Below are 26,794 nucleotides of genomic sequence, written 5' to 3'. Positions count from 1 at the left end.
CCCTCACGCGGGCACGTACCGGGCACGCAACGTGTGCTTGACGAGTTTGCCGGTGGGAGTGCGGGGCAGTTCGTCGACGAAGTCGATCGACCGGGGCGCCTTGTAGTGCGCGACGCGCTCTCGCACGTAGTCGAGCAGTTCCCGCTCCACGTCGGCGTTTCCGGTCACACCGTCCACCAGTTGGACTATCGCCTTGACCTCTTCTCCCATCTCGTCGTGCGGCACCCCGATGACCGCGACGTCGTACACCTTCGGGTGCAACGTGAGGACGTTCTCCGATTCCTGGGGATAGATGTTGACGCCGCCGGAGATGATCGTGAACGCCGCACGATCGGTGAGGTAGAGGAAGCGGTCGTCGTCGAGGTAACCGATGTCGCCACCGGTGGTCCACGTCGGGTGGTCGGGGTGCTGCGCGGACGCGGTCTTGACGGGATCGTTGTGATATTCGAACGGCAACTGGTCCCGTTCCCAGTACACCGTCCCGGTCTCCCCCGTCGGCAACTCGTGGCCGGCCTCGTCGCAGATGTGCACGATGCCGAGAACCCCGTCACACCCCACCGACCCGGGATGCGCCAGCGCCTGGGCGCTGTCGATGAACGTCGCTCCCGATCCCTCCGTCGACGCGTAGTACTCGTGGATCACCGGTCCCCACCAGTCGATCATCGCGCGCTTGACCTCCACCGGGCACGGCGCCGCGGCATGGATCGCGACCCGCATGCTGGACACGTCGTAGCGGTCGCGAACCTCGTTGGGCAGCTTGAGCATTCGTACGAACATCGTCGGCACCCACTGACTGTGGGTGACCCGGTGACGTTCGATCAGCGCGAGCGCCTCGGCGGCATCGAACCGGTCCATCACGATCACGGTTCCACCGACCGAGTTGATCGTGCCGCAGAAGCGCAGCGGCGCAGCGTGATACAGCGGCGCCGGCACAGGTAGACGGTGTCGGCGTCGAAGCCGTACATCGGCGCGAACACCGCGGTGTAGGGATCGACGGTCTCGTGCACCTGCCCCTCGGGCAGCTTCGGCTTGATGCCCTTGGGGCGGCCGGTGGTGCCCGACGAGTACAGCATGTCCTGCCCGCGTGGCTGCGATTCCAGCGGCTCGCTCGACTGCCGAGCGAGCACGGCGTCGTAGTCGTCATAGCCGTCGACCGCTCCCCCGAACACCAAACGACCACGCACCTTCGTCAGCTCGGCGCGATCGGTCGGGAGCGTTGCGGCGGCGTCCGCCGAGACGACGAGCACGGACGCCTCGCAGTCGTCGACGACGTACGCGGCCTCGGCCGGGGTGAGGTGCCAGTTGACCGCGGTGATGTAAAGGCCTGATCGCAGCGCAGCCCAGTACACCTCGAGCACCCGCAGGTCGTTGCCGGCCACGACCGCGATGTGGTCGCCCGGCCGCATCCCCACCGAGTGCAGATACCGGGCCAGCCGCAGCGACCGGTCGTCGAGCTGCCGATAGGTGAGCTGCTCGCCCGTGGCGGGGCGGATGACCGCCGCCTTTTCGGGCGTGGTGGCGACGAAGTTTCCGGGAAACACGGCGGCTCCTCATGTGAACGGTGATTCGCACGAACGGTCTGCGTCGATGGTCCACCTCCGGCCGGGTACCGGGGGACGGTTTCGCCCGAATCGCGCGAAAGACCGACTCGCCGCGATGTTTGCGCGCCGACTCGTCGCCCCGGACGGCGATCGGTCATAGAGTGACAGGGTGAGCACGGACGCGGGAGCCGAGCCGATCACGTCGGTCGAATTCCACTTCGACCCGATGTGCCCGTTCGCGTTCCACGCGTCGCGCTGGATCCGGCACGTACGCGCCGAGACCGCGATCGACATCTCCTGGCGCTTCTTCAGCCTCGAGGAGATCAACCGCCGGGACGACCAGAAGCACCCGTGGGAGCGCGAGTGGTCGTACGGGTGGTCGCTGATGCGGATCGGCGCGTTGCTGCGCCGCGAGAGCATGGACCTGTTGGACCGCTGGTACTTCGCGACCGGACACCTGCTGCACGTCGACGGGGGCAAACCGCACGATCCGATGGTTGCCCGTGGCCTCCTCGAGGGGCTGGGCCTCGATCCGGCGCTGCTCGACACCGCCCTCGCCGACCCCACGACGCACGACGACGTCCGCGCCGACTACGACCGGGTGGTAGCGGCGGGCGGGTTCGGAGTGCCGACGCTGTTCGTCCAGGGCACCGCGTTCTTCGGACCCGTGCTGATCGATCCGCCCGAGGGCGAGGCCGCGGTGCGGCTGTGGAACACCGTCACCGAGCTGCTGGAGTTTCCGCACGTCTACGAAATCCAGCGAATCAAGGGCCCGTCGGACGCCGCGGACATCGGACGCGCGCTGGAACCGTACGTGCGGGGCCGCGACTGGCAGAGTGTCGACCGAGGCGAGGTCGTCGACCTCCCCGTGGCGGAAACGGAGAGTGACAGATGAGCGAGTTCCCCCAGGGCATCCTGGTCGACGCACTGTCCGAGCAGTGGGCCGCGCTCGACGACGTGCTCTCCACCGTCGAGGGCGACGCCTGGCTGACGCCCACCGCGTTGCCCGGCTGGACCGTGCGCGACGTCGTCTCGCACATCATCGGGACCGAGTCGATGCTGTCCGGGCTCGAACCGCCGGCGACCGCGATCGACGTCCACGGACTCGCGCACGTGCGCAACGAGATCGGCGCGCTCAACGAGCGCTGGGTGGAGGGGCTGCGCGCCCACACCGGGGCACAGATCCTCGCGATGTTCCGGGAGATCACCTCCAGCCGGCTCGAGGTGCTCGGCGACATGACCCAGGACGACTTCGACGCCACCGCGGTCACCCCGGCCGGGCCGGCGACGTACGGCCGGTTCATGCGGATCCGGCTGTTCGACTGCTGGGTCCACGAACACGACATTCGTGACGCGCTGGACGTTCCCGCGGGCGACGAGGGCGGCTCGCGCGGCAACCTCGCGTTCCAGGAGATCGAGGGGGCGCTCGGCTTCATCGTCGGCAAGCTGGGCCACGCCCCGGACGGGTCCCGGGTGACGGTCGAACTGTCCGGTCCGCTGGCCCGCACCCTCCACGTCGAGGTCGACGGCCGCGCCGCGGTGGTGGACGAGCTGTCCGGGCCGGCGACGTCGACGATCGCGATGGACTCGCGGCTGTTCACCCGGCTGGCGTGCGGGCGCACCGCCGCCGCCGATCACGTGTCGGAGTTCGAACTGGGTGGGGATACCGAGGTGGGGCGCCGCATCCTCGACCACCTGGCCTACACGATCTGACACCCACGTGCGCCTGTTCCTGTCCTCGTACCGCTTCGGCGCACACGTCGACCGATTCGTGGACCTCGTGGGCGGCCCGGGGGCCGTCGCGGTGATCGCGAACGCCGCGGACGCGTGGCCCGTCCGGGCGCGCGAATCCGCGGTGGTGAGCGACGTCGTCCCGCTGCGCAAGCTCGGGTTCGCCCCGACCGAGGTCGATCTGCGCGACTATGTCGGCTCCCCGGAGCGGCTGGCGGACACTCTGTCGGGGTTCGGGGCGGTGTGGGTACGCGGCGGCAACACGTTCGTGCTGCGCGCACAGTTGGCGCGCAGCGGCGGCGATGCGGTGCTCGGCGCGCTGATCCGCGACGGACGGCTGACCTACGCGGGGTACAGCGCGGGCGCGTGCGTCATGGCGCCGTCACTGATCGGGATCGACAGCGCCGACGACCCGGACGAGGTGGCGCCCACGTGCGGCATCGAACCGCGTTGGGACGGGCTGGGATTCGTCGACTTCTCGATCGTGCCGCACTGCGCGTCGAGCGCCGACGGGTCCGCGGATACGACGAACCCCGGCAGCGAGGCGGCCCGAATGGTCGAGGCCTGCCGCGCTGCCGGGGTTCGGTATCGAATGCTGACGGACGATCAGGCGATCGTCGTGGACGCCGACGCCACCGCGCTGCTGTAGCCGCCCACGGCCACCAGCTCGCGGCGCTCGGCGGGCGAGTCGATGCGGTCCAGGGCGGCCCACGTCATCTCGCAGCGCTTGACGGTCATCTCGTCGGCCTCGGAGAGCAGGGTGTCGAGCAGCGACTTGGGATCGTGACGCCAACCGGCATCGACGCGCGCGACCTGCGCGTTGGTGAACAGACCCGATCCCGCCACGGCGCCGACCCAGTCGCGGACGTCGCCGCGGTGGATGCGCTCGAGCGAGTCGAGGTCGACACCGCCGTCCATGAATTCGTACGCGAACATGGCCGCGATGTAGTTCTCGATGCAGTTCGACGAAGCGCTCACGACTCCGCGCCCCTTTCTCCCCGACGGCCCGATCTCGCTCGGTCGGACATCACGATCCGGGCGACGAGAATGTAGATGTTGTGTCCTCGCGTAACGCTTCGATAGCGCTGGGCGATTGAGATCGACGCTAACGTGACGAATGACTGGGGCGTTACTGTTTGATCATCACGATTAGATAACGAAACCTGGCGTTCACCTGCAGTTACATTCGCACGAAACGCGGTACAGAGAATTCGGGTGAAGTCCGTTCATAGCACCCCGAAAATGTGCTTTGTACTGGTAACCTGCGCCCGCACAGACGGCATCGCCGGCGGCACGGAGGTCGCCGGCGATGCTGTCGGAGAAAAGAAGCGTCAACGCGCCGAGTGCGGCGCCCCCATCCCCGGATCGATCTTCACGGGGCCGCTCGCCGACGGCGCGATCGGGAAATCGAAGATGGCTGTCGGCAGATACACCGTGGCGCACGAATTCGGGATGTCGACCACGCCGGACAACCGACCCTCGATCGGTGCGGCACCCAGCAGCAGATAGGCCTGTTCCGGGCTGTAACCGAACTTCGTGAGGTAGTCGATCGCGTGCAGGCACGCCCGCTGGTACGCCAGCTGCGAGTCGAGGTAGCGCTGCTCCCCGTCGAGCGTCACCGACGTCCCCGAGAACGCGAGCCACTCGGAGTACTGCGGATCGGTGTTGCCGGGCATGAAGATCGCGTTCTCCGAGACGCCGTACGTCTCCATGCCGCCCTTGATGATGTCGACCCGCAGGTCGATGAAGCCACCCATCTCGATGGCGCCGCAGAACGTGATCTCGCCGTCGCCCTGCGAGAAGTGCAGGTCACCCACCGACAGGTTCGCGCCGTCGACGAACACCGGATAGAACACCCGGCTGCCCTTGGTGAGGTTCTTGATGTCCTGGTTGCCGCCGTTCTCGCGCGGCGGTGCGGTGCGGGCGGCCTCGGCCGCGACGCGGTCGAAGTCGGCGCCGGACAGGGTGCCGAGGATCGCGTCCCGCGGTTCCGGAGGCAGCGCCAGCGGCGGCACCCGGTCGGGATCGGTCGCGATCAGCGCGGCCTCGCGGGTGTTCCACTTGCCCAGCAGCGCGTGCGACGGTGCGGTGCCCATCAGACCGGGGTGCACGATGCCGGTGAACTTCACGTGCGGCACGTGCCGCGAGGTCGCCGTCTGGCCCGCGAAGTCCCACACCGCCTTGTAGGCGTCGGGGAACTGTTCGGTGAGGAAGCCGCCGCCGTTGTCGCGCGGGAAGATGCCGGTGTAGCCCCAGCCCTGACCGGCCAGCGGACCCGAATCCTCCTGCGGGATGGGCCCCAGATCGAGGATGTCGACGATCAGCAGGTCACCGGGCTGCGCGCCCTCCACCGCGAACGGTCCCGACAGCGTGTGCACCGTGGTGAGCGGCGCGTTCAGGATGTCGTCGGCCGAGTCGTCGTTGTGGATCGCGCCGTCGAACCACTCGCGGCAGTGCACCCGGAAGGAGTCGCCCGGCTTGACGGTGACGGCCGCCGGGATGTCGGGGTGCCACCGGTTGTGGCCGATCTTCTCCTGCTCGGTGAACTTCTTGTTCGAATCCAACGGGAACAGCAACTCGGGCATCGAGTCTCCTAACGCGGACGGGCCGTTTGCTCAGGGGCGGGGCAACTTTCGGTGGAGCGGATTGGTGGTGACCTTCTGCGGGGTGCGCGTGGCGCCGGGGCGGGGACCGCTGACGACGGTGGGCTCGCTCGCGGACCGGGCGGTCGCGTCGAGCAGTCGCATCGACGCCGAGCCGCCCCGGCCGAGCCGGGTCGCGGTGATCTGCCGACGCCCGTCCGACGCGCAGTGCGGGCAATCGGAGGTGTCGGGGACGTCCGCCATCGAAAAGTGCCGGTCGAAGGGACCGCACCGAGCGCACCGGAATTGGTAGAGAGGAATGACCGCGTCCTTTCGCCGGGGCAAGGATCGAAGTGCCCCGAACGTTAACGGACCCGCGGCACTCCCGCGCGGGATCCGAGTTGTCCCCGGTGTCCGGACCCGGAAGCGTCCAATCCGGGGACGCTGCCGCGTGAACGGGTCCACACTTGAGACGACGTCGAATCGAACCGAGGACTGATCTCCGAGGAGCGCGTATGACCGAAGGACAACCGTTCGTTCCACCGAGCGCGGTGGATGTCGATCTGTCCGCGGTCGCGTGGGGTCAGAGCCGCACCATGTCGGATTTCGAGACCGGCATGTGGCGGATGGAGGAGGTGCGGCCGGAGCTGCGGACGCCGATCGTCGCGGTCGACGTGCTCGACAAGGCGCCGGACTGGGACCGGTTGGTCCGCGCGCACGAGTGGGCGTCGCACATCGTGCCGCGCATCCGGATGCGGGCGGTGGAACCGGCTTTCGGGCTCGGCAATCCGGTGTGGTCGGTCGATCCGGAGTTCGACCTGGACTACCACCTGCGACGGATCCGGCTGCCGGGCGGCAAGACGGACCTCGATCACGCGCTGCGGGTGTGCCGGCACCTGGCGACCGAGCCGTTCGACAAGGCCCGCCCCCCGTGGATCGCGATGCTCATCGAGGGCCTCGACGACGGCCGCGCGGTGTACGTCGTCAAGACGCACCACAGCATCACCGACGGCATGGGCGGCATCCAGATGATGGCCCTGCTGCACAGCCGCCGCCCGGAGCCGACCCCCGACAAGCCCGATCGCGAGCCCGCGCCGCCCGAGCACCTGTCCGACCTCGGGGCGCTCGGCCGCGACGTGGTGTCCGGGATCCGGAAGGCGCCGCGGCGATTCACGGGCCTGGTGTCCGGGTCGGTCCGCGCCGCCGTCACCGCCGTGACGCGGCCGTTCGACGCGGCCGGTGAAGTGCTCGACTACGCGGGGTCGCTGCGCCGCGTCGTGCAACCGCCGCCTGCCACGGGGTCGCCGCTGCTGCGCGAGCGCGGGCTCGGACGTTGGTTCGGGGTGCTCGAAGTGGGCCTGCACGAGCTGCGGATCGCCGCGCACGCGGCCGGCGGATCCGTCAACGACGCGTACATCGCGGCGTTGCTCGGCGGGTTCCGTCGCTATCACGAGGAGATGGGCGCGGACGTCGGCAAGATCCCCATGGGCATGCCGATCAACATGCGGTCGGCGTCGGATCCGTCGGGCGGGAACCGGATCGCCGCGGTGCGCTTCGCCGGGCCGGCCACCGAGCCCGACGCGGCGAAGCGGATCCGGAAGGTGCGGGCGATCGTGCTGGCGCTGCGCGAGGAACCTGCACTCGACATCGTCGAGGCGGCGTCGCCGCTGCTGGTGCGGTTGCCGACCCGGCTGCTCGCCGAGTGGTACCTGTCGCAGTCGTCGGGCCTGGATCTGCAGGCGTCGAATGTAGCCGGGGTGCCGGTCCCGGTGTACCTGGCGGGCGCGCGGATCGAGCGCATGTTCCCGTTCGGGCCGGCGCCGGGGTGCGCGGTGATGGCGACGATGGTCTCGCACGTCGGTACGTGCTGCATCGGCGTCAACATCGACACCGCGGCGGTCACCGAACCCGCGCTGTTCATGCGCTGCCTGCAGGAGAGCCTCGACGAGGTGGTGGCGCTGGGCGGCGCCGCCGAGGACGCGGAGGAGGGAGCGCAGCGATGACCGAACCGGAGCGGCATCTGCGGATCTATCTCACCGAGGAGATGACCGACACCGAGGACCGGGTGTTGCGGACGTGGCTCGGACGCCGGGAGAACGAGTCCGGTCACCCGACGGCCACCGTCGCCACTACCGGGCAGGCGTTGTCGGCGCTGGCGCTGCGCGACGACGACCCCGTCCTCACGCCGGTGCGGGTGGTTTGGATGCCGGACACCACCAACGGTCATCGCGGGCAACGTCTTCGCGAGGTGCTCTCCGCGCGGGACCCGCTGCGCATCGGGGCGAACGCGCAGCGGCGGGTGCTGCGGTCCGATCCAGGACGGTGCAGGGTGATCGAGGGCGATCCGGCGTCGCTGAGCGAGATGCGTGACCGACTGGCCGAGCGGGGCGGCGGGTCGCTGCCGGAGTTCATCCGGCGCCAGGCCGCTCTCGCGCTCGAGCGGGCCGAGCGAAATCTGCTGGGCACGCAGTACAAGGTGTCACGGTTCGTGGTCGAAGAGATCACCGACACCAGCCGCTTCACCGCCGGCGTGAAGAAGCTTGCCGCGCAGCTCAATCTCACCGTCGTGGACGTCGAACGCCGGGCCCGCGCGGACCTCGACGAGATGGTGGCCGCACAGAGCCGCCGGGCCATCGCGTTGTGGGACCAGCTGGGCCGGTACTTCTCCCGCGCGTACCGGCTCGACGTCGACACCACCCGGTTCGAGGAACTGCGCGAACTCAACCGTGAACATTCGCTGGTGTTCCTGCCGAGCCACCGGTCCTACCTGGATCCGCTGGTGCTGCGTCCGGCGCTGCTCGCGAACGATCTGCCGCTCAACCACGTGATGGGCGGGCTCAACGTGAGCTTCTGGCCGATCGGCCCGATCAGCAAGCGCAGCGGCACCGTGTTCATCCGGCGCAAGTTCGACGGCGACGAGATCTACAAGTGGACGCTGCGCGAATACATGCGGTTCCTGATGAACAAGCGTTTCAACCTGGAGTGGTACATCGAGGGCGGGCGCTCGCGCACCGGCAAGCTGCGCCCGCCCCGGTACGGGCTACTGACCTACCTGGCCAAGGCGTTCGAGTCGTCCGAGGCGCCCGACGTCTACCTGGTCCCCGTCTCACTGGTGTACGACCAGTTGTACGAGGTGAACGCGATGGCGGCGGAGGCGCACGGCGCGGAGAAGCGGAAGGAGAGCTTCCGCTGGATGGTCGGCTACGTCCGCGCGCAGGGGCAGCGGCGCGGCGTCGCGCACGTCACCGTGGGACGTCCACTGTCGCTGCGCAAGTCGCTGGCGCAGGAGGACGACTTCCGGCTCGCGATCCAGAAGACCGGCATCGAGGTGAGCCACCGGATCAACGAGGTCACCCCGATCACCGCGTCGTCGCTGGTGATGCTCGCGTTCCTCGGCATCGAGGACCGGGCGCTGACGGTCCCCGAGCTCGGTTTCATCCTGGGGCCGATGGTGGACTACATCACCGCCCGCAAGCTGCCGACCGCGGGCGACGTCGACCTCACCAATCCGCAGGTGATCCGGAAGGCCCTGTTCACCCATCTCGATTCCGGAGTGCTGCGGCGGTTCGACGAGGGCGACGAACGTGTCTATTACCTCGGCAAGGATCAGGGGCTGGTGGCTGCGTTCTACCGCAACAACACCATTCACTTCCTGGTGGTGCGGGCCATCGCGGAGATGGTGCTGTGCGCGGCCGTGGACGAGAAGTTCGCCGACCCCCTCACCGACGGCTGGTCCGAGGCCAAGCGCATCCGCGACCTGCTCAAGTTCGAGTTCTTCTTCAGCGACAAGGAGACGTTCCAGGAGGAGCTGCGGTCGGAGCTGAGCCTGATCGATCCCGCGTGGGAGAGCGATCTGAGCAACCCCGAGCATGTCGAGCACATCCTCGACGAGGTGCGACCGTATCTCGCGCACCGCGTGCTGCAACCGTTCCTCGAGGCGTACGAGGTGGTGGCCGACCACCTGCTCGACGCACCGGTGACGCAGGACTTCGACGAGAGGACGTTCATCGCGGAGTGTCTGGCCCTGGCGCAGCAGCGCCGACTCCGCCAGCAGATCGCGAGCAGCGAGTCGATCTCGTCGGAGCTGTTCGCGACCGCCCTGCAGTTGGCCCGCAATCGCCGGCTGGTCGAGACCGACGACCCCGAGGTGCTCGAGGGGCGCCGCGAGTTCGCGCACGAGATCCGCACGTTGGTGCGCCGGGTGCGGGAGATCCGGGACCGCGCCCACGCCAAGCTCGACCAGGTGTGCGGCTCCGGCACGGTCACCGAGGGCGCGGAGTCGGGCCGATGAACCGGCTCGAGGACATCTACTCGGCGATCGCGGCCGCCCCGCAGGGACCGAAGACGCTGGCTGCGTTCGACCTCGACGGCACCCTCATCACCGGTTACACCGCCGGTGTCGTGTATCGGGACCGGTTGCGTCGCTTCGACCTCAGCGTCGCTGAACTGCTCCGCACCACCGGAGCCGCCTTCGACACGCAGTTCCGGGGCGCCGACGTGGGGCGGCTCATGCAGATCGCGGTCACCGGGCTGGCCGGGCGGCGCGAGGACGAACTGCGGGAATGGAGTCAAAGGCTGTTCCGGCAGGACATCGCCGCGATGATCTACCCCGACATCCGACGCCTGCTCGACGCCCACCGCCGGGCCGGGCACCGGATCGTGCTGGCGACGTCGGCGACGGTGTATCAGGCGCAGGACGTCGCGTACGACCTGGGAATCGACGAGATCCTGTGCAGCCGTCCCGAAGTGGTCGACGGCATGCTCACCGGCAAGCTCACCGGTCCGGCCCTGTGGGGGCCGGCGAAGGCCGCGGCGGTGCGGGCGTTCGCCGAGGAGGCGGGGACACCGCTGTCGGAGGCGTTCGCGTATTCCAATGGTGCCGAGGACGTTCCGATGCTCGACTCGGTGGGGCGCCCGGTGGCGCTCAATCCGGACCGCAGGCTGGCCGGGATCGCGCGGGCCGAGGGCTGGTTGTCGGTGCGGCTGCCGCGGCCGGAGCGGGGCGCGACACCTGTGGCGACCGCGCGCACCGGCATGGCGTTGGGTGCGCTGATGGCGACGACGGCGGTGGGGGCGACGGCGGGGGTGCTTTCGGGCAATCGGCGGACCGCGGCGAATCTGGTGGGGACGTTCGGCCCCGACCTGGCGTTGCGGCTGTGCGGCATCGACGTGCACATCACCGGCGAGGACAACGCCTGGAGCGCCCGGCCGGCGGTGTTCATGTTCAACCACCAGAGTTCGCTGGACATGCTGGTGATCGGCAAGGTGATCCAGCGGGACGTCACCGGGGTGGCCAAGAAGGAGGCGTCGCACGATCCGCGGTTCGCGGCGGTGGGGACGCTGCTCGATGTCGCGTACGTAGATCGGTCGGACACCGTGCAGGCGCGGGCGGCCTTGAAGCCGGCGGTCGACAAGCTTCGCGGCGGCACGTCGATCGCGATCGCGCCGGAGGGCACCCGCTCCCCCACACCCCGGCTGGGCCGGTTCAAGAAGGGCGGCTTCCACCTGGCGATGCAGGCGGGGGTGCCGATCGTGCCGATCGTCATCCACAACGCCGGGGATCTGATGTGGCGCAACTCGTTCGTCGCGCATGCCGGTGAGGTGTACGTAGACGTCCTGGAGCCGATCAGTACCGAGGGGTGGCAGGTGGAGGACCTCGACAAGCACGTCGCCGAGGTTCGGGAGCGGTTCGACGACGTACTGCGGGCGGGGCCGGTGAAGGCCTAGGTACAGTGCCTGCATGATCCGAAACGCCTGGTTTGTTCCAGTGGTTCTCGTTCTTGCCGCGGCACTGAGCGCCTGCGGTTCCGACGACGCCGAGACGGCTTCCCCCGGCACGACGAAGGCCGCGGTCGGCACGGTCTCCGGTGGTGAGGGCGCGGGTGACGGCGGTGACATGGGTGCGGACGTGTTGGCACGGTTCTCGAGTTGCGGGGACGTCGCGCCGGCGGTCGCGCAGTACATTGCGGGGCTGCAGGAGAGCCCGTCGAACGCGGCGGACGAGTACGGCGTGATCTGCAACTGGGAGACCCCGGACGGCGCCACCTCGCTGAGCGAGATCCGCTCCGTCGAGGTCATGATCGAGCCGGGCACCGGTGAGGTGCCGGCGGTGAGCGACCTCGAGGCCGGCAAGCTCTCGGTCCTTCCGGATGCCGCGATCGAGAAGGCAGGCGGTGTCGCCTACACGCTGCCGATGACGACCGCTGTCGCCGGCGTGATCGTCACATTGGTCGAGACGCCCGAGGTCAAGGTGACGATCACCGGTGGCCAGTGGGACGACATGCCCTCGCTGGACGCCCCGGCCGCGGTGTCGGCGGCCAAGCAGCTGATCGGCGTCTAGAGCTGGCGCCGGCCCCGGCCGCCTCAGCTCCCGATGACGGGCGGGGCGGCCAAGGGCAGGTTGCCGATGAGTTCGCTGCCGTTGTCGACGTTCACCAGGTAGCCGGGCGTCTTGTGTTCGGCGTCGTCCTCGCCGCGCCCGCGTGCTCCCGCACCCGGCATCATGCCGCCGCCGGCCGCACCACCTCGCGCGGCGGTGCCGGCGGCCGTCGTTCCCGTTGCTCCGCCTCCGGTGGCGCTCGGAGTCGATCCTGCGGCGCCGCCTCCGGTTCCTGATCCACCGGAACCCATTCCGCCGGAGCCGTATCCGCTGGAGCCGTATCCGCCGGTGAGTATTCCGCCTCCGTAGCCGCCGGCACCGCCGCCTGCTCCTGCGCCGATGCCCGATCCTGCGTTCGATCCCGAGCCGCCTGCGCCCGAGTAGGCTCCAGCGCCTCCACCCATCCCGGGGATTCCGTAACCGGGCTGTCCCGCGCGGCTGCCGTCCAGCCCTGCGGCGGCCGCGGGTGCGGTCCAGGCGGCGGCTGGGGTTGTCGTGGCGTCGGTCGGGGCGGTGAACTGGTCGTTGGAGGTGGACTGGGCGCCCGGAGCGATGGGGTTGAATGCGCCGGGCGTTGAACCCGTTTCGGGTGTTGCGCCGGGTATGGGGCTGCCAGGAGTCTGCACGGGCGGGATGGGCGATCCTGAGTTCGGTCCCCCGGTGTAGGGCGCTGTCGATCCCGGCGTGCCGATGTCGGGTGCACCACCACTCGAGGGCGATGCACCTTGGGTCTCGGCGATGACACGGGGAGGTTCGGGGAGTCTCGGCACGTTGGTGTCGGCCTGCTGCATCACCGGGGTGTAGACGGTCCGCATGATTTGGATGGCTTCCTGGTGCGCCTCGTCCTGGTCGTGGAACAGGCGTTTGAAGAGGCCGGCGGCGGGCATTCCTGCGTCGAATGCGACCTCGAGGAGGGAGCGTTTGGAGACGGGCGGCACGGTGGCTTTGATCTGGTCGACGCCGGTGGCCGCTTCGGTGATCTTGGTGCCGATGAGGGTGCCCGCTTCGGCGAGTTTCCCGGATTCGGTGGCGTATCTTCCGGTCGCGGCGGTGGCGGAATCCTTCGCTACGCCTTCCCATTTGCCGTCGGTTTCGGTGGCGATGAAGTCGCGGAAGTCGTTGAGCGCCTGTTCGAGCGACTGCCCGATCTTGGTCCAGCCCTCCGCGCTGGCCCGCAGGGCGCCGCCGTTCATTCCGTCGACGGCGGCCTTGATGTCCTCGTGGGACATGGCTTCGAAAGCTTCGGGTGAGCCGAGGGCCGGGTCGTCGAACCTGCCGCTGAACCGGCCGTAGAGCCCGGCCTGCTGCAGGTAGATTTCGTCCCGTTCGGCGTTGCCGGCGGCTTGTTCGTCGCGCACGCGGCTTCGTTCGTTGAGGTCGTAGCCGGTGACGAGGTCGAGCACCTTGTTCGCCGGATGCTTGCCGAATTCGACAATGTCCTTGCTGATGCCTTCGACCCAGCCACCGAAGTCCGGCAGTCCCATCCTTCTCCCCCTCGTCTCATGCCTCGGTCGGCGACACCGCCCGAGGCGGATCCGAGGCCGCGCCATCCCCTCAGTGGCGCGGCCCCGGAAGTCTTAGTTGATCTGCGATTCGACAGCAGCTGCGGCCGCGGTATTCGCTTCCTCCGCAGCGGCGTAGCGGTTCTCGATCTTCCGGAACACGTCCCTCATTTCGCCTACCACGCGGATGTGATCGGCGATTGCTTGATCAAGCGAGTACTCGCCGCCCGCCGCCTTCCGCTCAAACTTTGATGCGAGCGTCACTCCAGATGGCAGTGAACCCAATCCATCAATCTTGGCAAGCCCGCGTGTGCCGTCGAGAACCCTTGTCAGCTGGTCAATGAGGCGCTCGCAGGCCCGAGCACAGTTCGAAGCCGTACCACGTTCGAGTTCGAGCTCACCGTGCTCTGCCGCTGCGATCAGCCCGGACCAGCTGGTCATGTCATTCAACGCAACTCCCAAACGGAATCGTTGGCACTTACTTCGGAACGTACTGACCGACCGCCCGGGCCGCTCCCTCGGCAATCACGCACGGCTCCCCCGGATTGCTCGGGGGCGTAAGAACGTGGAATCCGACCGAAACCAGTACCGCGCCTCCGGCCGCGTCCATCGCGACATCGCACGACTCACGATTCGTGTCGGTAGTTTCCCTGTACGAAAAGGACTCCCGACCTTCGAGCTCTATCGGAACGACGTCTTCGTTCCGCTCGTTCGTGCGCACGTCGTTCATCGTGCGGGTAGTCGCAAACACCGACACCGAATACTCCGCGCCGCGCCACCCGCATACGTTCCAGCCGGGCTGTTTGACGCCGAGGATGTCGCGTTCCTCGGTCTCGGGATCGACTCCGAGGGCCCCGACGACCTCGTCAGGAAGGTCATCACAAGGACTAAAAACTGGCTCCCCCGCCGCCGTCCCCTCCGCGTCGGCCTCCCCCGACACCGTTCCCGACCCGCATCCAGCCAACAGCAGACCAGCACCGATCAGCCCGATCACAGCAGTCCCCCGCATCCGGACCTCCTCCCCTCGTTCCAGACCGCTTCACCTTAAACAGACGCAGGTTCGATCTCTCTGGTTCCCCTCCATCGCGAGAATCCTGACGATTCGCCGCTCCAGGTCACCCGAGCGCCGATAACGGGACGGTCGGCAAGTGAATCCACCCCTCGCGACCAGCGCTTTCCGTGTCGGCGCCGTCCGGCACTCGCGTCTGTCCCACCGCGACCGCCCGCGCGATCACCGCCGCCACCACCGCATCGAAGGCGTCGTCCGACGCTTCACACGCTCCACGGAAGTCGGCGAGGTCCAGGTACGGCGTCGCCTCATCGAAGCTCGCCACCAACTGCGCCAGCTTCGCCCGATTCGTCGATCCCTTGTATCCACGAAAGGGCAAACGCCACTGCTGCAGCGCGGCGGCTGGGTAGACCTCGGCAACGGTGCCCGCGACGCGATCCGTGTCGACGCCCTCGACTGCGAGGCGTGCCAGCAAACCGGCGCACCGCAGCGCCACGTGCGCGATCAGATCGGCCGACACGCTGAGCGGGACGATGCCGGTCACCTCGTGCACCAACTGGTCAGTCCGCCGTCGGACCAGAGGCAGTCGTCCGGCGCGGTTGCTCAGCTCGAGCTCGCGTAGGGGCCGTCGCTCGTGGTGCGCCAGCACAAAGTCGACGAACGCATCCGGCCACCCGAACGGTGCGTCGATCCCGCATCGGTCCGCGCCCAAGACCGCCTGCACAAGGTCGTCGTCCCTCGCCCCGAGCCGCAAGCCGACGACCCGAGCGGATCGCTCACCCCAATCGATCGTCGCAACAGCGGTTTTCGCGGGCTCGGCCGCAAGGTCGATGCCGACAGTCCTCATGCCGCGAGGCTATCGACCCTCACCGCATCACCGGCAACACCGGGTCGCCCGCGCGACCCGACGCCGCCTCGACGAATGCCAGCGGATCGGGCACCGCAGCGAGCACGTCCCGCGCCCGCTCGAGGGCCATCGCCTCCGGCTCGTCACCGCCGACGGCGTCGATCACGTCGAGCCAGTGGACGGTCGCCTCCATGATCGCCATGTCGAGGAAGGCGCCGAGCGACACCGACTCCAGAATCGGGTGCGCGATGACGGTGTCGCGACTCAGCCCGGCCAGCCGTTCGAACGCGTCGGGTAGATCGGAACCGAAACGCTGGACGACGCTGTCACGGTCGATGTCGGCCGCCATCTGGCGAACCATCTCGGCGAGCTGCGCGTGCATCGGTTCGGTCGCGGCGGGGTCGGCGTTGAAGACTCGGAGCATCTCCGCCGCGCTGGTCACTTTCGCGTCACCGTCGGCGGCGGGCGCGGCCAGCATCGCGATCAGGAGGTCGGGGGTGACGTGCACATAGACATCGCGGACGGTCCAGCCCGGCAGCCGCGTCTCGGTCGTCCACTGCTCGTCCGACAGCTCCGCGGCCCGCTTCGCCCACACCCGCCACAGTCGAATCAGCAGGTCCCGGTCCCGGTCGAACTCCTCCACCACTACCCCCTCGTCGATGTGCGGTCGCTCCGACGGTATCGCCCGGTCGTTACCTTCGGTCGCAATTCCGGCACGCGGGGGCATGATGGACGCATGACGACGGTGGATCCGGCTGTTCTCGATCAACTCATCGGCGCGCTGCCTGACGGCGCCGTGCTGACCGACCCGGACATGACCGCCGGATACCGCCAGGACTGGGCCGCCGACCCCAACGCCGGCACCCCGATCGCAGTGGTCCGCGCGACCTGCACCGAGGACGTGCAGGCGGTGATGCGGTGGGCGTCCGAGCATCGGATCGCGGTGGTGCCGCGCGGCGCGGGCTCCGGGCTGTCCGGCGGGTCGAGCGCCGTCGACGGCGGGATCGTGCTGAGCACCGAGCGGATGCGGGAGATCACCGTCGACCCCGTCACTCGCGTCGCGGTCACCCAGCCCGGCCTGCTCAACGCCGAGGTGAAGCAGGCGGCCGCCGAGCACGGGCTCTGGTACCCGCCGGACCCGTCGTCGTACGAGATCTGCTCGATCGGCGGCAACGCCGCCACCAACGCCGGCGGGCTGTGCTGCGTCAAGTACGGGGTGACGACCGACTACGTGCTCGGCATGCAGGTGGTCCTCGCCGACGGCACCGCCGTCCGACTCGGCGGCCCACTCCTCAAGGACGTCGCCGGACTGTCGCTGACCAAACTGTTCGTCGGCAGCGAGGGCACGCTCGGCATCATCACCGAGCTGACGCTGCGCCTGATTCCGGCGCAGCCGCCGGCGTCGACGGTGGTCGCGTCGTTCGAGTCCGTCGAGTCAGCCGCCGATGCCGTCCTCGCGATCACCCGGGACATGCGGCCGGCGATGCTCGAATTCATGGACCACGCGTCCATCAACGCGGTCGAGGACGCGGTCCGCATGGGCCTGGACCGCAATGCCCGCGCCCTGCTGCTCGCCCAGTCCGACGCTCCCGGTGCCGCCGGGGCGCAGGAGATCGCGACCATCGTGGCGGCGTGCGAAAAGAACGGCGCCACCGAAGTGTTCGCAACCGACGATCCCACCGAGGGCGACGCCTTCACCGCCGCACGACGATCCGTCTTCCCGGCGGTGCAGGCGATGGGCAGCCTGCTACTCGAGGACGTCGGCGTGCCCATGCAGCAACTGCCCACGCTCATCACCGGCGTCGAGGGGATCGCCGAGGACTGCGACGTCCTGATCTGCACCGTCGCGCACGCCGGCGACGGCAACACCCACCCGTTGATCGTGTTCGACCCCACCGACCCCGACATGACCGACCGCGCCCGCACCGCCTTCGCCCGCGTCATGGAGCTGGCAATCGCCCTGGGCGGCACCATCTCCGGCGAGCACGGCGTCGGACGACTCAAGCGGGACTGGCTGCCCGGGCAGCTCGGCGAGGACGTCATGGAACTGAACCGGCGGGTCAAGACCGCGCTCGATCCGCTCGGGATTCTCAACCCGGGCGCCGTGCTGTCCTGACCCAGGGCCCTACAGCGGGACCCCGAACGACGAGCGCTGCGCCAGAGCGAGGTCGACGACCCGCTCCGCGAGACTCACCCGCTCGGACAGCGGCCCGGTGAGCAACACCCACGACCGCCCGGTCGCCGTCAGCGCGTCCTCGAACCACCGCGCCATCTCGGCCCGGATGTGCTCGCCGTCGCGGATGCCGTCCTGCACGAACGGGACGCCGACGTGATCGGTAAGCAGATAGATCGCCGGCCGGTCGGCCACCCCCGCCCAGGCCCGCGCGCTATCGGTTCCGAGGTAACGCCGCTCCCAGACCGTGGTGGCGAAGGCGTCGGTGTCGCAGATCAGCACCGGAGAGCCGGCCCCCGCGGCGCGTTCTTCCATCCGTGTCTGTTCCCTCGCGATCTCCGCGAAGTCGTCACCGGTCCATTCCAATTCCTCCATCGCGGCGTCGGGGCGCACCGCCCGCAGTCGATCCAGCTTGTCCAGGGTCGCCTGCCGCCCGTACTCGGGCACCCAGCCGGTTCGCGTCCACACGCCGCCGCGGTCCCGGTAGCGCTGCGCCAGTGCGCAACTGACGGTCGTGGTCCCGGTCGATTCGGCACCGACCACGACGACGCGAGTTGCCAGGCCGGCACGCGCAGGCTCGTCCAGTAAGTCCCAGTTACCGGCGAGGTCGGCGCGGCACGCGGTCCCCGATACGGGGTGCGCGACCCGGTCGGGGTCGACGCACACGTGGGTGGCCCCGAACCACTGCGCCAGCTCGTCGCCGTACTTCTCGCTCGAGACCACGGCGTCGATCGGTGTCGTATCGACCTGCCGGGCGGCCGCGCGCATGCACGCGACCTGCGCCGCCCACACCGTGGTCGATTCGAGGTCCATCGGCGCGTCACAGGCGATCCCGGTGACCCGCACCGTCGCGTCTCCTGCGTGGGTCTGTCGCATCCAGGACACCCGGTCGGCGAGCGGGATCGACTCCGCCGCCGATGCCATCACCACGACCGTCACGCGGTCCGCGATCCGCGCGGCCGACCGGACGAGATGGTGGTGTCCGCGGTGCGGTGGATAGAACTTGCCGATCACCAAAGCGTGCCGGTACAGCGCGGTCATCACGCCACCGCCAACGCGGGATCGGTTGCCCGACTGCGTCGCCACGCGAGCAGGCCGCGAATGCACAGCAGCAGGAACCCGGCGTAGAGCAGCGCCGTCAGCGTCAGCCCCTTGTGCAGGTACAGCGGGATGTAGATCAGGTCCGCGGCGATCCACAGCAGCCACGACTCCCACCGCTTGGTCGCCTGCCCCCACGTCGCCAGCAGCGACAGCACCGTGGTGACCGCATCCCAGAACGGGACCGTCGACGACGTCGCCGTATCCAGGAGCAGCATCAGCGCGCCGGTTCCGGCGATACCCGCACCGGCCAGCCACATCCATTCGATCCCGGTGGTGCCGGTAACCGGCAGGGTGTCCCCCGCGCGCCCCTGCACCCAGTTGCGCCAGCCCCACACGGCGAGCACGATGTAGACGATCTGCAGCGCCGAGTCCGCGAAAAGCCCTGCGGTAGCGAACAGCAGGATCCACACCACATTGTTCGCGATCCCGATCGGCCAGTTCCACACCGACTGACGGCCCACCAACCACACGCACCAGGCTCCAGTCACGAAGCCCAACACCTCCGCCCAGCTTGTCGGCGCACCGAATGCGGTGAACGCCGTCGAGTTCAGAAAATCGATCATCACTCCTCCTCGGCTCAACGCCCCTCACATTAGCGCATATTTGCGCTAACCCTTACCGAGGGGTGCCCGGCCGTCCGGACCTCCCGTCCGGACACCGCTCTCACGTGAAGTCGCGCAAGGCGAATCGGTCTTGGGCAGCGACGGCCCCCAGCTCTCCGCGCCTCGCGGGATTGTCTGCGTAGAAGCGGATGAAGTGGAGCAGCAGCACATCGTCCATCGCGAACTTGCGGCAGTCGAGTTCGATCATCGGAACCGGGGGCAGTTTGTCGATTCGCCAGATCGGTGTGGTGTACCGGCGAGTCCACTGCGCGTTCGCGAAGCCGATCAACAGCACCATGCGGTGGTCGCTGTACGCGGCTTTCACCCCGGCCACCGATTCCCACGGCAGGTAGGAGTCGAAACTCCAGCCGCGATGACGAACCCCGCCGGGAGTGAGCAGCACCGAGCCCGGTCGAACCCGTCGCAGGACCACCAGAACGAGGAAGGACCCGAACAACGTTCCGAGCACACCGAAAACCACTGTCGCGCCGGGTACTCCGGACGTCTCCGCGCTGAGGTAGATCTCGACGGCCGGACCGGCAGTGAGCACCGCGCAGCACGCCGTGATTGCCACCAGCATCGCCCACACCCCGCGAGACTGCCGAATCTCCGTGGCCGTCCCCGCCTCTGCCGGAGCGCAGTGCACCGTACCCCCGGAGCGGGGCCACCTCGTGAGAACCCCGTACGCCGCGACGAGAAGGACCAGGCATCCATAGGCCACGCTGTATCGCAGCATCATCGGCCTGCCATCGACGCCTCCGAGGACACCGATAGCCACTGCGCCGCAACCGATTGAGGCGAGTACAGCGATGGCGCCCGTCACGCGCAACGAGAACGACGTGCTGGGCATTCAGCCGGCCGTTGCACTCGATCAGAAGTCAGCACCTCTCCCCCTTCGCCGGCGACGAGCGTTGCACGGCGGGACCACTGTACGGGCGCCGCACAGTTCCGCGCACCGTCGGAGGAGTCACCCGGCGCCGTTCGGTAGATTGACGATCGAACCGGGGCGATCAGGGGAGGTCGCCGGTGCCGAGGGGGAATCGGATGAAGGTGGACTCCGCGCAGCTGCGCACGTTCGCGTCGACCATGGACGACGCCGGCGCGGCGGTCGACGCGCTCGATGTGATCGGCCCGGGTGTCGGGCTTCCTGGTTCCGCCGCAGCTGCGGCGTGTGATCAGGCCGCCGAGTTCGTGGAAGGCGCGTACCTGCGGGTCGCCGACAGGTTGCGGCAGACGGCAGTGATCGCGCGAGGGAACGCCGACCAGTACGACGTCACCGAATCCGACTTCACCGCTCGACTCGCTGCGATGGGCGGAGACGACTGATGCCGAGCCTGCCCGAGGTCCGATCCTGGAACACCGCTCTGCTGTCCGACGCCGCCGCCCGCACTGCCGCCGCCGACTCCCGCTTCCTCGACGAACTGGCTTCCGCATCGCGGGGCATCGACGACCTTGGACACGACTGGTCCGGCATCGCCTACGACGCCGCCCGCGACCGCGTCGACGCCGAGCGCGCGGCAGGCCAGAGTCTCTCCAACGAGGTGCGCAACCTCGCCAAGATCCTCGACGACGGCGCGCAGCGGTTGTACTGGGCCCGGGACGCCGCCCTGGCACGGGTTGAAGCCGCGCTCGCCGACGGGTGCACCGTGCTCGACGACTGGAGCGTTGTCGCCGGCGCGGGCGCCTCCGCGGAACTGCTGGTCGCCCACCGCGACGCGGTCGTGGAGGCCGCCGCGGCGCTCGCACGGGAGGACACCGAGGTGGCGCGTCTGATCGAGGATGCGGCGCAGCGCATCCGCGCGCGCGGTGACCGGATCGGATCCGGGGGCGACCTGTCCGACTCGATTGAGGACGGGGCCGGGCGGCTCGGGCGCGAGGACGGTGACGTGCTCGCGAGCGCCGCCGCCGCCGGCGACACCGCTGCCCTGGACCGCATCGCCGGCCAGCTGCCGGCGCAGGGGCTTACGGCCGCCGAACTCGACACGCTCGCTGCCGGTGGACAGGTCGGCACACTGCCGCAGACGGTGCGCGACTACTACGCCGAGTTGTACCGCGCGGCCGGGAAGGACGGCGTTCTGGCGCTCGGGGATCACCTGCGGACGCAGGAGGCCGGAGGTGATCCGAAGTCCGGACGCGCCCTCAACTCGCTGGCCAACGGGCTGATGGTGGTCTCGAACGAGAACATCGGCAGCGGCAACAACCCGGACGGGTCGCTGCGCTCCCCCGGCTCGTACGACCAGTTGCCGTCCGATCTTCGCGAGGTGATCTCGACACGCACTCATGGCGACGACGCCAACGCGATTCGTTACCCGGGCGAGTCTGGGGCACTTGGTGACCAGTACCGCTTCCACGAGGACACGCGGCGCCTCGGGGACTGTTGAAGGAGTCGGAGCCTGGCTACGCCCCGGGCACCGAGTTCGCGCGTGAACTGACCCGTCAAGCAGCGAATCTTGCTGAAGGAACGGCACTCTCCGGTGCCGACCCGACGCTGGTCGAGCAGTCGATGCGCGACTATCTCGAGGTCTCCGGACGCAACCACGAAGCGATCACCCAGCTGCTCACCGGCGAGGGCTCCGATCGCGTGCCCCTCGACAGCGACTACCGTCCCGCGAACACCCTGACGCCTCTCCTGCAGTTCGACTGGTCCGACGATCGCGGTGCGCCGAACCTGTTCGGCTGGATCGGAGAGAATGCGATCCAAGGCGCCGAGGTGAGCGTGGAGCAGTCCGAGCAGGCGGGCCGCGCGGCGACCGGACTGATCTCCTTGATCACGGACGGCACGTCGGGACAGTTCGAGTCGATGATGAACCTGCCTGGCCATGACGGGCGCTCGCTCGGCGAGGTCAACCCGGCCCTGACTCAGCAGATCGCACAGGCGGTCACGCCCTATCTCGGAGACATCGCGGTCGCTCCCGAACTGCAGACCCACGGATTCGACCGCGAAGCCGCCCTCGGCGAGGTCGGGGATGTCCGGTCGATTCGGTTGGCGACGCTGATGAACACCGACCCAACCGCGTCCGCGCTTTTCAACGGCGCCATCATCGAACGCACCAACGACTACGCCGGTCGGTTCGGCGAGTTGCACGGCGAGTCCACCGTAATCCGGCACCAGCTCGGGGAGGCAAGTGGACGGCTCCTCGGCTACATGGACCAGGGCCTGCGCGCCGAAGCGTACGACCGCGGGCTCGACGACGCCGCCGCGGCGGAACAGACTGCCGGCCGAACGAAACTCGCCATCGACGTCGCAACCAAGACCGTGGTGGGCCTCGGCGGCCCGGCGACGATCCCGCTCGACATCGCGTCGTCGGTGGTGCAGGCGGGGATGGGGAGTGAGAAGCTGACGCTTCCTGAAGAGGCTTCCGAGATCAACGCCGACAACCTGGCCACCCAGCGCGCGTATCGGATGCTCGAGGCTGTTGTGGCCAAGGACCCGAGCATCCTCGACGGGCCGGACGGCACGTCGACCATCCCCGAGGACCTGCGCGACGAAAGAGGCCTTCGGCCACTCACAGAGATCATGGGCGAAGACAAGCGGGGCTCGGCTACCGTGCGCACCGCCGCCGAGGAATTCCTTCATCGCCGCGGACTCGATGTTCAACGGTTCGATCTGCCACTCAATTCGGCCCGCGACAACCAGGCCGGCTATGTCACGGATGAGGCGCACTATCGGAGCCGGATCCTAGGAGGTTCTGCGCGATGAAGCGCGTGGCATGCCTGGCGATCGCGCTTGCGGCCGCGCTGTCGTTGACCGCCTGCACTCGGGAGACGCCCGTCGAGAACGTACCTGATCTGCTGTGGGCAGAGTCGTTCCGATGGGAAAGCACGCCGGGAACCGACCTCGATTCCCCCGCGGCGCAACTGGTTCGCGCGACAGTCGAGAGTGACGAGATCACGTTGACGCTCGGACGTCGGTACACCTATCCGGGTTACATCGACGCTGCCGGTGAGCACGGCACCACCCGAACGAAGGGCCCTCAGGGCGGTATCGGCACCCTGACGATGAAACTCGTCGAACTCGAGCAGGAGCCCGACGCCATCGACGCTCTCGTGTGCCTCGACACCACCCAGGTCTCAACTCTCGTCGACGGCAAATACGTCCTGCCGAAGCAGAGTCCGTTCTATGTTCTGCATGCATACCGTGTCAGCGCGCGACTCTTCACGCAGTCAACCGAACAACCAGGGTCCGCTTCTCCGCGACAGAATCTCGTACCCCGAGAGACTCATCCGCTCTCAGGCCCGTCCGGCCGCAGCGCACGGCCTACCGCCGATGTCTTCGGTGACTGGATGATTACCGAGTTCGCCATGAGCGCCGCACCCGAGAGCCGCGCCCCGTGCCTTGAGTGGGCCGAACAGCGTTGGGGAAGCCCGAACCCGCCGGCACCCACGCGCACCGAATCCGAACCGCCAGTCATCGAGCCGTTCTACCCAGGTTGGTGACTGCACCGCCACCCGCCGAGCCGCGTAGCGATATCTCGAGGTTCTCCGATACATCAACAGTCATCGGTGGTGTCCCGGAACCTGGGGGTTAAACATGAAGGTACGGATGCTGGTCGGGGCCTGCGCAGCGATCCTGTTCGTCGCGGGGTGTGCTGGAGACAATGGCGCGCCGGAACCAACGACTTCTGCTGTTTCACCAAGCGCAGCGGTAACGACGACCTCGGAGACGACACCGCCGCCGGCGCCCACAAGCGAGGCCCCGGCGCTTACCACCTCTGCCGAAGCGGTCACGTCCGACGCGACGGTGCAGGAACCGTACGTTGTCGAATGCCTCGAAGGAACTCCCGGCCCTGCCAGGTGGAGCGACGGGTCGATGGCCTTCTCACAGTGGTGCTTCGACCAGCACGGCGGCAACGAGTACCTGCGGCGGGAGCGGGAAGCGAACACCTTCGAGTGCGACGGCCAGGTGTGCCGAAATCCCTACACGGGTGGCAGCTACCCCGATCCGCATGCCGTCGCCACTCCGCCGGTGGGCACGACGTCCGATCGCGGATACTCGTGCTCGGGCGATCGCTGCTACTGGCCCGACGGCTCCCCGGTGCCGAACTACCAGCGCTGCGGAACCCAGTGCGGTGAAGCCCCCACGTCCGGTGAAATCCAGACCCGACACGGATGCGAGGCCGGATACATCACCGATACGGAGCTGTGTGCAGGCCTAGGGAACTGAACTGGCCCCTACCGATGACCCGGCCCAACGAGTTCGTCGATCCGCCTGAGCAAGACGGCAGTCGCCTCCGCACGCCATACGTCGTTCTCGAGCAGAGATCGCACCGCCAAACTCAGCCCAGCCCGCAGGTCCTCGGACCTGGTCAGCGACTTGGCCTGCCGGTTCGTCACCTGCTCGCTGTCGACCCCTTCCGGAAGATGCAGCGTCCACCAGCCGCTCCTCCGCAGTGCCACCCACGGATCGACAGGGTCCGGCGGCGAGTCGGCTACAGCGAACGGAGCTATGTAGTCAGCCAGTTCCTTCCGAACGGTCGAGAACGACACCGGATTGGGTGAACGCCCCTCTCGCACCACCGCCCAAAGCAGGACGACGTACTTGTAAGCGGCGCTTTCCCGTTGCCGGTGAACACGGGAGTGTTGGTTTCGAGTTCCCACAGCAGACCCCCGCTGGCGTTCTTGGCTCCGTGGTCGACGACGAATCCCAGCTCCGACAGACATCCCGCGACTGTGGCGAGTCCGCCGGAAAACCCGGTGCTATCGACGAAATCTCCTGTTGCGTACCCGTGTGCCACCCCGACGATCGCCTTCGAATCGTAGAACCGCCCACCGTGCACCAAGCGATAGTTCTTCGCCGCCTTGAACCCTCGACGCCGGAGAAACTCCTCCTGACCGAGCGAGTCGAACTCAGCGACCGCGTCGAGCACGGATTCACGAGAGACGGCGGAGAGATCGATCTTGGACGACACAGGCGAGAGAATAGCTTGGACCGCGTCTACGTATCCTCGCCGGAGTTCCGCCGACCCCAACCGAGGCGCACTCCTACAGTCTTCTGCATCTGATCGCCGACCAATCCGATGCCGGCCGCGCCCGCGTCGAATGCCTTCCCCCCGATCGCCTTGGACACGTCGGCGACGATCGCGCCCACGGCCTTCGCCCGATTGCCGAGCTCGGTCAGGGCGTCCTCGATGGTGGGGTCCTCGTGCTCGACCCATTCGGTCACCTGAGCACGCCGTGCGACCGCGAACTCCTCGAGGTCGTCCCGCAGCCGCACCATGTCGCGCTTGACGTTCGACGCCGACATCCAGCGCAGCACCTCGAGTGGCTTGAGCGCGGCGTAGGCGGCAAGTTCGGCGCGAGCATGCGCGAGTAGCTCGCCGTCTCGTTCGACATGTTGTGCAAGGACAGCCCGAGCCGACTCGACAACCGTCTCGAGGTGCTCGGGTTCTGTCCGCCGGACCCGCTCTATCCGGAGACGCTGCCACAGATAGAGCGACTCCTCCGCAACCACAAGCAAGTTGAGCGTCTCGCCGAGTCGATCGTCCTTGACAGCCCTGCCGATGTGGGCGGCCCGATCCTGCACCGACTGGCTGCCGTCGAACCCGTCGATCGTCCGTTTGACATGGTTGCGCAGGCGCTCGACACCAACTTCCAGCTGCGGACCGAGGCCCGCAACCGAGTCCCAGTCGGCCGATGGAAGCGAGCCGGATTCCTCGAGTGTCGCGACGATGTGTTCCAGGGAGTTGTAATGCCCGAGCACGTCTCCTGCTCGCGAGGCCTCGGCGAGGGCAAGGATCGTGTCCACGCTGCCCTGCACCTGCTCGACGGCTTGCTCCACCGAGGCTATGGCGGTTCTGAGCGCAACGGTCGCCATGGCCATCTGCATCCCCAGCAGCTGGGTGGGTTCGAGCGCAACGCTCTGCCAGCGAAGCTGTCCGCGGAAGATCCCGCTCTCGTCGACCACCGTCATCAGGTTGAAGCCGTCGGACCCGGGCAGGATGTTGTATTGCCGAAGCAGATCCATACTGCTCGGTGAGAGTCGGACGAATTCCCCGGACTGGGCCGCGACAGCCGACACAGCGGCAACAGCCGCCCCCATGTCTGCGAGTGACCGCCGATCCACGCCGGCGACGCTGACCGCCCCCGCCGCGGCGTCACGCAGCCTGTCGACATACGTCGACACCTGCTCCGGATCACCGGACACGAGCACACCGTCCGAACTCACTGCGACCGCGAGGTCGCCCGTCCGCGAACCGCCCTCCAACTCTCCGGTCGGGGTCTGCGGTACGCCGCGGTCGTCGTTGTCACTTTCGTTCACGAAAGACATGATGCCCAATCCTTCTGACACTGTTTACTGAATCCTGTTGTCGCCTCGCGCGTTGACCTT

General features: G+C 68.2%; 26 protein-coding genes and 1 pseudogene. 13 read left to right on the top strand and 14 right to left on the bottom strand.

Going from position 1 to position 26,794, the window contains the following annotated elements:
* Positions 1 to 3 precede the first annotated feature (3 nt).
* A pseudogene (locus ABEU20_RS11240) lies at positions 4 to 1,541 on the bottom strand (AMP-binding protein).
* Between the two features lie 196 nt (positions 1,542 to 1,737).
* Here ABEU20_RS11240 and ABEU20_RS11235 point away from each other — a divergent pair.
* The 3 genes from ABEU20_RS11235 to ABEU20_RS11225 are packed head-to-tail and all read left to right on the top strand — an operon-like array spanning position 1,738 to position 3,921.
* Positions 1,738 to 2,436, top strand: a complete 699-nt coding sequence (locus ABEU20_RS11235) for a mycothiol-dependent nitroreductase Rv2466c family protein (protein WP_420164580.1) — start codon at positions 1,738 to 1,740, stop codon at positions 2,434 to 2,436.
* Positions 2,433 to 3,254, top strand: coding sequence for a maleylpyruvate isomerase family mycothiol-dependent enzyme (locus tag ABEU20_RS11230; RefSeq protein WP_420164486.1), 822 nt, complete (start codon positions 2,433 to 2,435; stop codon positions 3,252 to 3,254). The genes ABEU20_RS11235 and ABEU20_RS11230 overlap by 4 nt, the downstream gene beginning before the upstream one ends.
* 7 nt (positions 3,255 to 3,261) lie before the next feature.
* Positions 3,262 to 3,921, top strand: a complete 660-nt coding sequence (locus ABEU20_RS11225) for a Type 1 glutamine amidotransferase-like domain-containing protein (RefSeq protein WP_420164485.1) — start codon at positions 3,262 to 3,264, stop codon at positions 3,919 to 3,921.
* Here ABEU20_RS11225 and ABEU20_RS11220 read toward each other — a convergent pair.
* The 3 genes from ABEU20_RS11220 to ABEU20_RS11210 form a co-directional block, all read right to left on the bottom strand.
* On the bottom strand, positions 3,879 to 4,250 hold the full coding sequence (locus tag ABEU20_RS11220; RefSeq protein WP_420164484.1) for a hypothetical protein: 372 nt from the start codon (positions 4,248 to 4,250) through the stop codon (positions 3,879 to 3,881). The two genes, ABEU20_RS11225 and ABEU20_RS11220, sit on opposite strands and share 43 nt — an antisense overlap.
* Before the next feature lie 353 nt (positions 4,251 to 4,603).
* Entirely contained in the window at positions 4,604 to 5,857 is a 1,254-nt protein-coding gene (gene fmdA / locus ABEU20_RS11215) for a formamidase (protein ID WP_420164483.1), read from the bottom strand.
* A gap of 30 nt (positions 5,858 to 5,887) precedes the next feature.
* The gene (locus tag ABEU20_RS11210) at positions 5,888 to 6,199 is read right to left on the bottom strand and encodes an FmdB family zinc ribbon protein (RefSeq protein ID WP_420164482.1); all 312 of its coding nucleotides are present in this window, start codon (positions 6,197 to 6,199) and stop codon (positions 5,888 to 5,890) included.
* 170 nt (positions 6,200 to 6,369) lie between these two features.
* Here ABEU20_RS11210 and ABEU20_RS11205 point away from each other — a divergent pair, with 170 nt between their 5' ends.
* From ABEU20_RS11205 to ABEU20_RS11190, 4 genes are read left to right on the top strand one after another with little or no spacing between them, the layout of a single operon-like run.
* Positions 6,370 to 7,857 (top strand): wax ester/triacylglycerol synthase domain-containing protein, encoded by a 1,488-nt coding sequence (locus ABEU20_RS11205; RefSeq protein ID WP_420164481.1) that lies wholly within the window; start codon positions 6,370 to 6,372, stop codon positions 7,855 to 7,857.
* Positions 7,854 to 10,145 carry a glycerol-3-phosphate 1-O-acyltransferase gene (locus tag ABEU20_RS11200; protein WP_420164480.1) on the top strand — a complete coding sequence of 764 codons (2,292 nt, stop codon included), beginning with the start codon at positions 7,854 to 7,856 and terminating at the stop codon, positions 10,143 to 10,145. Before ABEU20_RS11205 ends, ABEU20_RS11200 begins: the two co-directional genes overlap by 4 nt.
* Positions 10,142 to 11,581, top strand: a complete 1,440-nt coding sequence (locus ABEU20_RS11195) for an HAD-IB family hydrolase (RefSeq protein ID WP_420164479.1) — start codon at positions 10,142 to 10,144, stop codon at positions 11,579 to 11,581. Before ABEU20_RS11200 ends, ABEU20_RS11195 begins: the two co-directional genes overlap by 4 nt.
* Positions 11,582 to 11,594: 13 nt before the next feature.
* On the top strand, positions 11,595 to 12,194 hold the full coding sequence (locus tag ABEU20_RS11190) for a hypothetical protein (RefSeq protein ID WP_420164478.1): 600 nt from the start codon (positions 11,595 to 11,597) through the stop codon (positions 12,192 to 12,194).
* Between the two features lie 23 nt (positions 12,195 to 12,217).
* Here the strand turns inward: ABEU20_RS11190 and ABEU20_RS11185 are convergent, their stop codons facing one another.
* The 5 genes from ABEU20_RS11185 to ABEU20_RS11165 all read right to left on the bottom strand — a co-directional run bounded on the left by ABEU20_RS11185 (position 12,218) and on the right by ABEU20_RS11165 (position 16,237).
* On the bottom strand, positions 12,218 to 13,717 hold the full coding sequence (locus tag ABEU20_RS11185; protein WP_420164477.1) for a WXG100 family type VII secretion target: 1,500 nt from the start codon (positions 13,715 to 13,717) through the stop codon (positions 12,218 to 12,220).
* A 93-nt stretch (positions 13,718 to 13,810) separates the two neighbouring features.
* Positions 13,811 to 14,176, bottom strand: coding sequence for a hypothetical protein (locus ABEU20_RS11180; RefSeq protein ID WP_420164476.1), 366 nt, complete (start codon positions 14,174 to 14,176; stop codon positions 13,811 to 13,813).
* A gap of 37 nt (positions 14,177 to 14,213) precedes the next feature.
* On the bottom strand, positions 14,214 to 14,744 hold the full coding sequence (locus ABEU20_RS11175; RefSeq protein WP_420164475.1) for a DUF3558 domain-containing protein: 531 nt from the start codon (positions 14,742 to 14,744) through the stop codon (positions 14,214 to 14,216).
* 106 nt (positions 14,745 to 14,850) lie between these two features.
* Positions 14,851 to 15,591: a DUF429 domain-containing protein gene (locus tag ABEU20_RS11170; RefSeq protein WP_420164474.1), complete on the bottom strand. Its 741-nt coding sequence runs from the start codon at positions 15,589 to 15,591 to the stop codon at positions 14,851 to 14,853.
* Between the two features lie 19 nt (positions 15,592 to 15,610).
* Positions 15,611 to 16,237 (bottom strand): maleylpyruvate isomerase family mycothiol-dependent enzyme, encoded by a 627-nt coding sequence (locus ABEU20_RS11165; protein ID WP_420164473.1) that lies wholly within the window; start codon positions 16,235 to 16,237, stop codon positions 15,611 to 15,613.
* 90 nt (positions 16,238 to 16,327) lie between these two features.
* Here ABEU20_RS11165 and ABEU20_RS11160 point away from each other — a divergent pair, with 90 nt between their 5' ends.
* Positions 16,328 to 17,707: an FAD-binding oxidoreductase gene (locus ABEU20_RS11160; RefSeq protein WP_420164472.1), complete on the top strand. Its 1,380-nt coding sequence runs from the start codon at positions 16,328 to 16,330 to the stop codon at positions 17,705 to 17,707.
* Between the two features lie 9 nt (positions 17,708 to 17,716).
* Here ABEU20_RS11160 and ABEU20_RS11155 read toward each other — a convergent pair whose 3' ends face one another.
* The 3 genes from ABEU20_RS11155 to ABEU20_RS11145 form a co-directional block, all read right to left on the bottom strand.
* Complete coding sequence (locus ABEU20_RS11155) at positions 17,717 to 18,805, bottom strand: AAA family ATPase (protein WP_420164471.1); 1,089 nt, start codon at positions 18,803 to 18,805, stop codon at positions 17,717 to 17,719.
* Positions 18,805 to 19,428: a nicotinamide riboside transporter PnuC gene (gene pnuC, locus ABEU20_RS11150; protein ID WP_420164470.1), complete on the bottom strand. Its 624-nt coding sequence runs from the start codon at positions 19,426 to 19,428 to the stop codon at positions 18,805 to 18,807. Before pnuC ends, ABEU20_RS11155 begins: the two co-directional genes overlap by 1 nt.
* A gap of 100 nt (positions 19,429 to 19,528) precedes the next feature.
* Positions 19,529 to 20,047, bottom strand: a complete 519-nt coding sequence (locus tag ABEU20_RS11145; protein WP_420164469.1) for a hypothetical protein — start codon at positions 20,045 to 20,047, stop codon at positions 19,529 to 19,531.
* A gap of 464 nt (positions 20,048 to 20,511) precedes the next feature.
* Between ABEU20_RS11145 and ABEU20_RS11140 the strand changes: the two genes are divergently transcribed.
* The 5 genes from ABEU20_RS11140 (at position 20,512) to ABEU20_RS11120 (ending at position 24,631) form a co-directional block, all read left to right on the top strand.
* Complete coding sequence (locus ABEU20_RS11140; protein WP_420164468.1) at positions 20,512 to 20,793, top strand: hypothetical protein; 282 nt, start codon at positions 20,512 to 20,514, stop codon at positions 20,791 to 20,793.
* Positions 20,793 to 21,848 carry a TPR repeat region-containing protein gene (locus tag ABEU20_RS11135; protein ID WP_420164467.1) on the top strand — a complete coding sequence of 352 codons (1,056 nt, stop codon included), beginning with the start codon at positions 20,793 to 20,795 and terminating at the stop codon, positions 21,846 to 21,848. The genes ABEU20_RS11140 and ABEU20_RS11135 overlap by 1 nt, the downstream gene beginning before the upstream one ends.
* On the top strand, positions 21,845 to 23,167 hold the full coding sequence (locus tag ABEU20_RS11130; RefSeq protein WP_456300334.1) for a TPR repeat region-containing protein: 1,323 nt from the start codon (positions 21,845 to 21,847) through the stop codon (positions 23,165 to 23,167). The genes ABEU20_RS11135 and ABEU20_RS11130 overlap by 4 nt, the downstream gene beginning before the upstream one ends.
* Positions 23,164 to 23,904, top strand: coding sequence for a hypothetical protein (locus tag ABEU20_RS11125; RefSeq protein ID WP_420164465.1), 741 nt, complete (start codon positions 23,164 to 23,166; stop codon positions 23,902 to 23,904). The genes ABEU20_RS11130 and ABEU20_RS11125 overlap by 4 nt, the downstream gene beginning before the upstream one ends.
* Before the next feature lie 373 nt (positions 23,905 to 24,277).
* Positions 24,278 to 24,631, top strand: a complete 354-nt coding sequence (locus ABEU20_RS11120; RefSeq protein WP_420164464.1) for a hypothetical protein — start codon at positions 24,278 to 24,280, stop codon at positions 24,629 to 24,631.
* Positions 24,632 to 24,911: 280 nt separating this feature from the next.
* Here ABEU20_RS11120 and ABEU20_RS11115 read toward each other — a convergent pair whose 3' ends face one another.
* Both ABEU20_RS11115 and ABEU20_RS11110 read right to left on the bottom strand, forming a co-directional pair.
* Entirely contained in the window at positions 24,912 to 25,376 is a 465-nt protein-coding gene (locus ABEU20_RS11115; RefSeq protein WP_420164463.1) for a hypothetical protein, read from the bottom strand.
* A 26-nt stretch (positions 25,377 to 25,402) separates the two neighbouring features.
* Positions 25,403 to 26,734 (bottom strand): hypothetical protein, encoded by a 1,332-nt coding sequence (locus ABEU20_RS11110; RefSeq protein WP_420164462.1) that lies wholly within the window; start codon positions 26,732 to 26,734, stop codon positions 25,403 to 25,405.
* Positions 26,735 to 26,794 lie beyond the last annotated feature (60 nt).

This window comes from Rhodococcus parequi, assembly GCF_046042785.1.
GTDB lineage: Bacteria > Actinomycetota > Actinomycetes > Mycobacteriales > Mycobacteriaceae > Prescottella > Prescottella parequi.
This window is presented reverse-complemented; position numbering and strand designations above follow the sequence as displayed.

Excerpts from the sequence above, each read along its gene's own strand:
- ABEU20_RS11230 (WP_420164486.1), top strand. The coding sequence starts at position 2,433 with ATGAGCGAGTTCCCCCAGGGCATCCTGGTCGACGCACTGTCCGAGCAG.
- fmdA (WP_420164483.1), bottom strand. The coding sequence starts at position 5,857 with ATGCCCGAGTTGCTGTTCCCGTTGGATTCGAACAAGAAGTTCACCGAG.
- ABEU20_RS11205 (WP_420164481.1), top strand. The coding sequence starts at position 6,370 with ATGACCGAAGGACAACCGTTCGTTCCACCGAGCGCGGTGGATGTCGAT.
- ABEU20_RS11200 (WP_420164480.1), top strand. The coding sequence starts at position 7,854 with ATGACCGAACCGGAGCGGCATCTGCGGATCTATCTCACCGAGGAGATG.
- ABEU20_RS11195 (WP_420164479.1), top strand. The coding sequence starts at position 10,142 with ATGAACCGGCTCGAGGACATCTACTCGGCGATCGCGGCCGCCCCGCAG.
- ABEU20_RS11190 (WP_420164478.1), top strand. The coding sequence starts at position 11,595 with ATGATCCGAAACGCCTGGTTTGTTCCAGTGGTTCTCGTTCTTGCCGCG.
- ABEU20_RS11185 (WP_420164477.1), bottom strand. The coding sequence starts at position 13,717 with ATGGGACTGCCGGACTTCGGTGGCTGGGTCGAAGGCATCAGCAAGGAC.
- ABEU20_RS11180 (WP_420164476.1), bottom strand. The coding sequence starts at position 14,176 with ATGACCAGCTGGTCCGGGCTGATCGCAGCGGCAGAGCACGGTGAGCTC.
- ABEU20_RS11175 (WP_420164475.1), bottom strand. The coding sequence starts at position 14,744 with ATGCGGGGGACTGCTGTGATCGGGCTGATCGGTGCTGGTCTGCTGTTG.
- ABEU20_RS11170 (WP_420164474.1), bottom strand. The coding sequence starts at position 15,591 with ATGAGGACTGTCGGCATCGACCTTGCGGCCGAGCCCGCGAAAACCGCT.
- ABEU20_RS11160 (WP_420164472.1), top strand. The coding sequence starts at position 16,328 with ATGACGACGGTGGATCCGGCTGTTCTCGATCAACTCATCGGCGCGCTG.
- ABEU20_RS11155 (WP_420164471.1), bottom strand. The coding sequence starts at position 18,805 with ATGACCGCGCTGTACCGGCACGCTTTGGTGATCGGCAAGTTCTATCCA.
- pnuC (WP_420164470.1), bottom strand. The coding sequence starts at position 19,428 with ATGATCGATTTTCTGAACTCGACGGCGTTCACCGCATTCGGTGCGCCG.
- ABEU20_RS11145 (WP_420164469.1), bottom strand. The coding sequence starts at position 20,047 with ATGCTGGTGGCAATCACGGCGTGCTGCGCGGTGCTCACTGCCGGTCCG.
- ABEU20_RS11140 (WP_420164468.1), top strand. The coding sequence starts at position 20,512 with ATGAAGGTGGACTCCGCGCAGCTGCGCACGTTCGCGTCGACCATGGAC.
- ABEU20_RS11135 (WP_420164467.1), top strand. The coding sequence starts at position 20,793 with ATGCCGAGCCTGCCCGAGGTCCGATCCTGGAACACCGCTCTGCTGTCC.
- ABEU20_RS11125 (WP_420164465.1), top strand. The coding sequence starts at position 23,164 with ATGAAGCGCGTGGCATGCCTGGCGATCGCGCTTGCGGCCGCGCTGTCG.
- ABEU20_RS11120 (WP_420164464.1), top strand. The coding sequence starts at position 24,278 with ATGGCCTTCTCACAGTGGTGCTTCGACCAGCACGGCGGCAACGAGTAC.
- ABEU20_RS11110 (WP_420164462.1), bottom strand. The coding sequence starts at position 26,734 with ATGTCTTTCGTGAACGAAAGTGACAACGACGACCGCGGCGTACCGCAG.